The sequence below is a fragment of the Bartonella sp. MR110HLJHH genome (assembly GCF_042194225.1).
Lineage (GTDB): Bacteria > Pseudomonadota > Alphaproteobacteria > Rhizobiales > Rhizobiaceae > Bartonella > Bartonella grahamii.
The window spans coordinates 1-5,326 of the sequence record NZ_JBHIMQ010000034.1; the positions used below are offsets into that span (position 1 = coordinate 1).

Annotated in this window: 4 protein-coding genes and 1 pseudogene; all 5 read right to left on the bottom strand. The window is 40.9% G+C overall.

Going from position 1 to position 5,326, the window contains the following annotated elements; translation table 11 throughout:
- Nucleotides 1–207: 207 nt before the first annotated feature.
- A complete protein-coding gene (locus ACFIKB_RS08835) occupies nucleotides 208–417 on the bottom strand; it encodes a 2-hydroxymuconate tautomerase family protein (RefSeq protein ID WP_015856802.1) in 210 nt (69 codons plus the stop codon).
- Nucleotides 418–431: 14 nt separating this feature from the next.
- Entirely contained in the window at nucleotides 432–1,673 is a 1,242-nt protein-coding gene (locus tag ACFIKB_RS08840; RefSeq protein WP_375653364.1) for a hypothetical protein, read from the bottom strand.
- 88 nt (nucleotides 1,674–1,761) lie between these two features.
- Nucleotides 1,762–3,630 (bottom strand): FAD/NAD(P)-binding protein, encoded by a 1,869-nt coding sequence (locus tag ACFIKB_RS08845; RefSeq protein ID WP_375653366.1) that lies wholly within the window; start codon nucleotides 3,628–3,630, stop codon nucleotides 1,762–1,764.
- A 95-nt stretch (nucleotides 3,631–3,725) separates the two neighbouring features.
- A complete protein-coding gene (locus ACFIKB_RS08850) occupies nucleotides 3,726–4,904 on the bottom strand; it encodes a YbfB/YjiJ family MFS transporter (RefSeq protein WP_375653368.1) in 1,179 nt (392 codons plus the stop codon).
- 261 nt (nucleotides 4,905–5,165) lie between these two features.
- Nucleotides 5,166–5,326, bottom strand: a pseudogene (locus ACFIKB_RS08855) (baseplate assembly protein); the annotation flags it as partial.

Here is a 5,326-nt window from a genome sequence, read left to right on the forward strand (position 1 = left end):
GAGCCGTGCCTCTTGCCCCAAGCTTTTGGATTTTCTCACCCTCATGCGTAAAGAGAAGAACAGGCTCGTTGAGGGGATAGGTCTGTGCATCAGCATCAGGGGCTGTGACAACCGCCCCAATGGCGGTCTGATCAAATGTTGCTAAAGGACGTGATTTTTTATATTGATTAACCCTATTGACCTTAAATTATTGTCAAATACATAGAGTTATTCTTTATTTTGATCTTTCCTTAATTCTGTAACGGGAACACCATTAATACCCCAATTGTCTGTCTCCACCTCATCAATCACTACAACAGTCGTTTTCGGATTTTTATTCAGAATATTAACTAATAATTGAGTTGCCCCTTCTATTAGTTGCCGTTTCTGTTCAGAGGTAACCCCTTCATTAGTAATTTTAATGTTTATGTAAGGCATAAGATCTCCATAATTTACAAATATTGTACAAAAAAGCTCAAATAAATGAACGCAAAAAGATTAAATATTAATACATAATAGCTATGCATTTTAAAGCTCGTATCCACCGGTGAAATATGCAGGCTACTGGAAGCAAAAATAGCATTTATCGATACAGGAGAAAGGAGTTGAGCTGCAATAAAGAAGCAAATCCAAACCAAATAATCCGTAACCCCATAAGTTATCGATGACCCTAGTAAGGGAAATGCCAAACTAAATAGCACCATAGGGTGAATTCCTGCTACACTGAAAATTGGCAATACGAAGAGAATACAGGCATAGCGCTGCCAAACAGAGAGTGATGCCAATGAGTGACTAAACGTCACCGGCAACAAAGGAATAAGCAAATCACAAGTAGATATTAGCAGACTACAACCTAGCAACAACAGAATTTCACTTGATATACTGCGTATCACTGCCACCAAAGGAGTCAAAAAATCAACACTGCGTGAACTCCCACGCTCAATGACATATAGAATGCTCGCCGTCAACGCAATGCTTTCTAGTGCATTCAACCTGATAACTGTCAACGCAACGATAAATGTTAGCCAGAACAATATCAAAAAAATCCAAATTCTTAATCTCTCTCCTTCTTTATTCGCTCTCCTCTCATCGCAAATAATCGGATTAGCTAGCGGTACAACAGGAGAAAGGCACAACAACAACAGACTGAATAGAAAAAGTGGTATCCCCAAAGCAGCGGATGTGAATATTGGTGTTCTAGGCATAGCAGAGAAAACTGTTGCTGCACCGATGCTGGTTGGCATCAGTACCATTGTGATGCTCGTCATTCGCATCACAATAGCGGCCAAATGGAGAGAGGGAAAAACACTTTTCTTCAAGGCATCAATCATTAGGGGGATAACCCCCAAACTCATCGGCCAAGCTAGAAACGCAGTCAGTATCGCGATGGACAGGGTAAGCGAACCCTTTCCATAGCGCATCAACCGTTCAGAGAGAAATTCTGAAATACGCCATATATTCATCACATGGCGCAACAATCCCATGGCGAGTAATAGCCAAAAGACATCAGTAAAACGCACAAGCACAGTACTAACATCAGGAAAATGCCAACGCCATATCAGCACTAAAGTACAAGCCAACAGGATGACCACACCACTGCGTGCATTCCCCTTCAACCACCAGTATGGTATCGTCAAAAGCAAATAACCGAAAACAGTCACTCCAGCCAATGGAATAAGAAACCAAGTTCTCATTGAGATAGATATAAGAAAAATGAATAGCATCAGCATCGCTATTATAGCGGATACGGAGGACATGCGTATCAGGAAGCTTTTTACATCATCAATGTACATTAATTGTTGAATCTTTGACTGAGTGGCGATTAAGAAGCTGCTCGTACATGTCAGTGACACAGCGCCCTGCATCCCGCAGTGCACGCGAATTAACTAAAGGCCTAGGCAAAATATATGTATAAAAATTGGGCCCCTCTACTGGATTACCTACCACCCATAATGTATTTTGTACTTGTCCTTTAGTATCTATAGGATGCTGCTGACAGTCAATATCAATACCACCAGGATGATATCCTTGGTTGATAAATGGCCGGATGATACCCTGAGCAGCCAAATTTTTGATAAAAGGAGACTCATCACGCAACGGAGAAAAACTATCAATCTTGGCCGTGATCAGCACATCTCCATCAACTGAACTGTTTTCATCTTGGAAAACAGACTGAATTTCGAAACGGCTAGTACTAGCATTGAGAACAAGTTTAGGTGAAGGTCCGCCAGCCAAAGTCACGATACCAGCCTCCATCAGAGCCTTCAACTCTTGGTTTCGCTGCATCGGTGGGCCGACAGAAATACGGTTAAAGTTTGGATTAAAATATTCAATAAAGTACTTGTGAGATGAAGACGTTAACCCGCAAAAATCAATTGCTGAACGTAAGATATCACGGACATCTCGTAGCACATCTGTAGCAGCTTTCACTGGGCCATCAACATTACCTGCAGCGGAAGAATGAAGATCGTCCTTCAAATGCTCCATGAAGAATCTTGTATAATCCTTCAAAGAGGCAAATATTTTATTTCGATGAGGATACAGCAACGCTTGAATACACTGCTCGTCTTTGGAAGTAACAACATAGGTTTCAGGGTCTAGCCAGTGCCCCAGCTGCGTACTTCGATAGACATAACACATTTCTTTAAGCAACAGAGGTAAAAGCTGCGTTTCGAAATCCAGCTTCGGAGAACCGTTAGCAATGCTGGATTGCTTACGCAGATGATGTATTGCATCGAGAGTAAGGAATGATGGTATGTATTGCCCACTACCACCCTTTTGATTAATCCCGCGACTACTAAAAGGCAATGTTTGACGGGAGAATAGAGCTATCTTCGGTTCTTTACCACTTGGCATGTAGCACAATTGTCCAGCATTTTCAGTAAAAGTCCCACCGCGACCGTAAGTCAATTGCGACAAGACATCATAGCTAGTTAATCCAATTCCCTGCACCAGCACACGAGACTGAGATTGTATAGAGTCCAACTTTTCAATTGGATAAGGATTCGAATAATAGTTCAAAAGCGCATTTTTCATTTGATGACCAGCCACAAACTGTTGCAGATTTTCATCATGCGATGAATATGTATTCTTACCGTGACCCGTGGTAATATAAACAAAATCTACACTGTAACGATAGCCATCTTCCAAAAGAATATCCGTTTTATTATCTTGGTGGATATAGAGATTGATAACTTTTTGTCGGATCTCCTTAATACGAATACCGGAAGGTAAATCTTGCGTGAGCTCTTGGTAAGCCCAAGACAGGTATTCCCCTAACAAACGACGTGATAAATAATCATTTTCTTTGATTTCTTTCCCAACATTATGCTCTGTACGAGAAAAGACACCGTTAATATTACGATAACCTTGTTGAATAGCCCATTGATAGAAATTCGGTCCCTTCCGAATAGGCCCTACACCCTTAACTGTATCATCACCAAATAAAGTAATCTGGCAAGCAACAGTGTTAACCAATAAATGATCTGGCTGATGCACACTATGGGTACCGGTTCCCATCTCATTGGGATCAATCAATAAAATATCAATGTTCCCAGAAAATGGATAATGGGAATAAAGTGTGAGCAAGCGTTCGAGAATACTGATCCCACGAGGACCAACGCCCAAAATAGCGACTGTAGAGTGAAGCATTCTTTAATCTCCCCTATTAGAATAATTTGACTTTCACAAAATGTTTCAAAAAGAACGTAATAAATTCTCTCGACTTTTTAGTGAAGATTGCGGGTTTATGAAACGCCAACGACCTTTTTACAAAGACAATATTGGCAGATTCCAGCAGCAGCAAAAAGCGCTACAGCACCACAGATAACGGAAAGCGCAATGGCATGTGAACCAAACTGTAAAAAACTCGTCAAGAGAGGTCCTAATATTTGGCCAAAACCGTAAGTTAAGGTAGCCAAGCCTAGCAGATTTATGCCATACGGCGCATATAAACGCTTAGCTAACGGCATAACTAGAGAGGTCGTCCCCATAAAAGTAAATCCAAACCCTATGCAACTGAGAACTATCAGTACAAGAGACTGGCTGAATAATGTCAGTAATACGCATCCTCCTTGGATAAGCAAATTGAGCATCAGACAACGTAATACCCCCCACCGATGGGCTCCCCATAACCAAATGAAACAACTAGGAACAATGGCTATTCCGACAAACGACCATAAATGGTTAGCGAGTAGTGGGAAATTAAATGTTTTCGCCATCAGAGGAAGATATGTCGCGACAATAATATAACCAAACCCAGCGAGCCCATAAATCAGAGCGAGTTCCCACCAAACGATATTTTCGTGTGCCAATGACTCATTACCAGCAAATTGAGACGCATCAACACGACGTGGAAATAAAATAAACAACAAGAGCAACAATACAACAGATATAAAACCAGCTCCAAACCAAATATTTTTCGCGTTCAGCGATTTACTCAAACCAATAATAACATACTCATTACCCAGTAGAATACCAACTCCCACACCTGCATAAAGTGAAGCAATAACCCACAGCTTGTGAGTATGCTGCATAACCGTAATAGAACCAAAAATCATCATTGCTGCACTCGCGATACCGGCAGCAAAGCGGATAAAGAAGACCAAGTAAAAGTTTGTTGTTAACGCCATGGCAAAAATAAGTGCACTCGTCACTATAGCTGCACCAAATAGCATGTAGGGAGCACGGGATATATTCCCAACTCTGCAAAACGAAAAAAACATACTCCCAACTAAATAACCGCCATAATTAGCGCTAGCTATATAAGAAAGTTGCTTAAAGGTAAACAATCCTTCATCCAACATAACTGGAAATACCGGCGTATAGAAAAATCGCCCAATCCCCATCCCCAAAATCATAATAATCATACCGAATACAGCGATTCCGAAACAACTCAAATCTTGACGATTATTTTTTTCCCCCATTACTCTAATTCCTTAACTAATAATTCGCTCATCCGCATTCTATCTCATCAATAGTAGCACTTATCTCAGAGAATAAAAGCCAATCTAGCCATTTGTTTAAGTAACCAGAGCAACATATTGAGCGATTATTGTCAACATTACTGGATCAGTTATATGCATTTCATCGTTTTACGCCCTGCTCCATGTATGCTCTTCTCCCTACAAAGCTTCTTTTTTCAGAAAAATAATGGCTGAAATTAAGCAGCAATAACAACGAGGACATCAAGAAGCACGCCCCTGCTTTGACAAAATAATTTCCCCTAAAGCTACTGCTTCATCAGGTGCGACTAAAATATCCTCAAAGGAGTGCGTTATGTTCACATGGTGAACGCCCTCAACCATCAAGCGGCTTAGTATCCAACTTAAAGACAAATCACGCCCAA

Coding starts and splice junctions, on each gene's coding strand:
- ACFIKB_RS08845 (WP_375653366.1), bottom strand. CDS start 3,630: ATGCTTCACTCTACAGTCGCTATTTTGGGCGTTGGTCCTCGTGGGATC.
- ACFIKB_RS08835 (WP_015856802.1), bottom strand. CDS start 417: ATGCCTTACATAAACATTAAAATTACTAATGAAGGGGTTACCTCTGAA.
- ACFIKB_RS08850 (WP_375653368.1), bottom strand. CDS start 4,904: ATGGGGGAAAAAAATAATCGTCAAGATTTGAGTTGTTTCGGAATCGCT.
- ACFIKB_RS08840 (WP_375653364.1), bottom strand. CDS start 1,673: ATGAGAACTTGGTTTCTTATTCCATTGGCTGGAGTGACTGTTTTCGGT.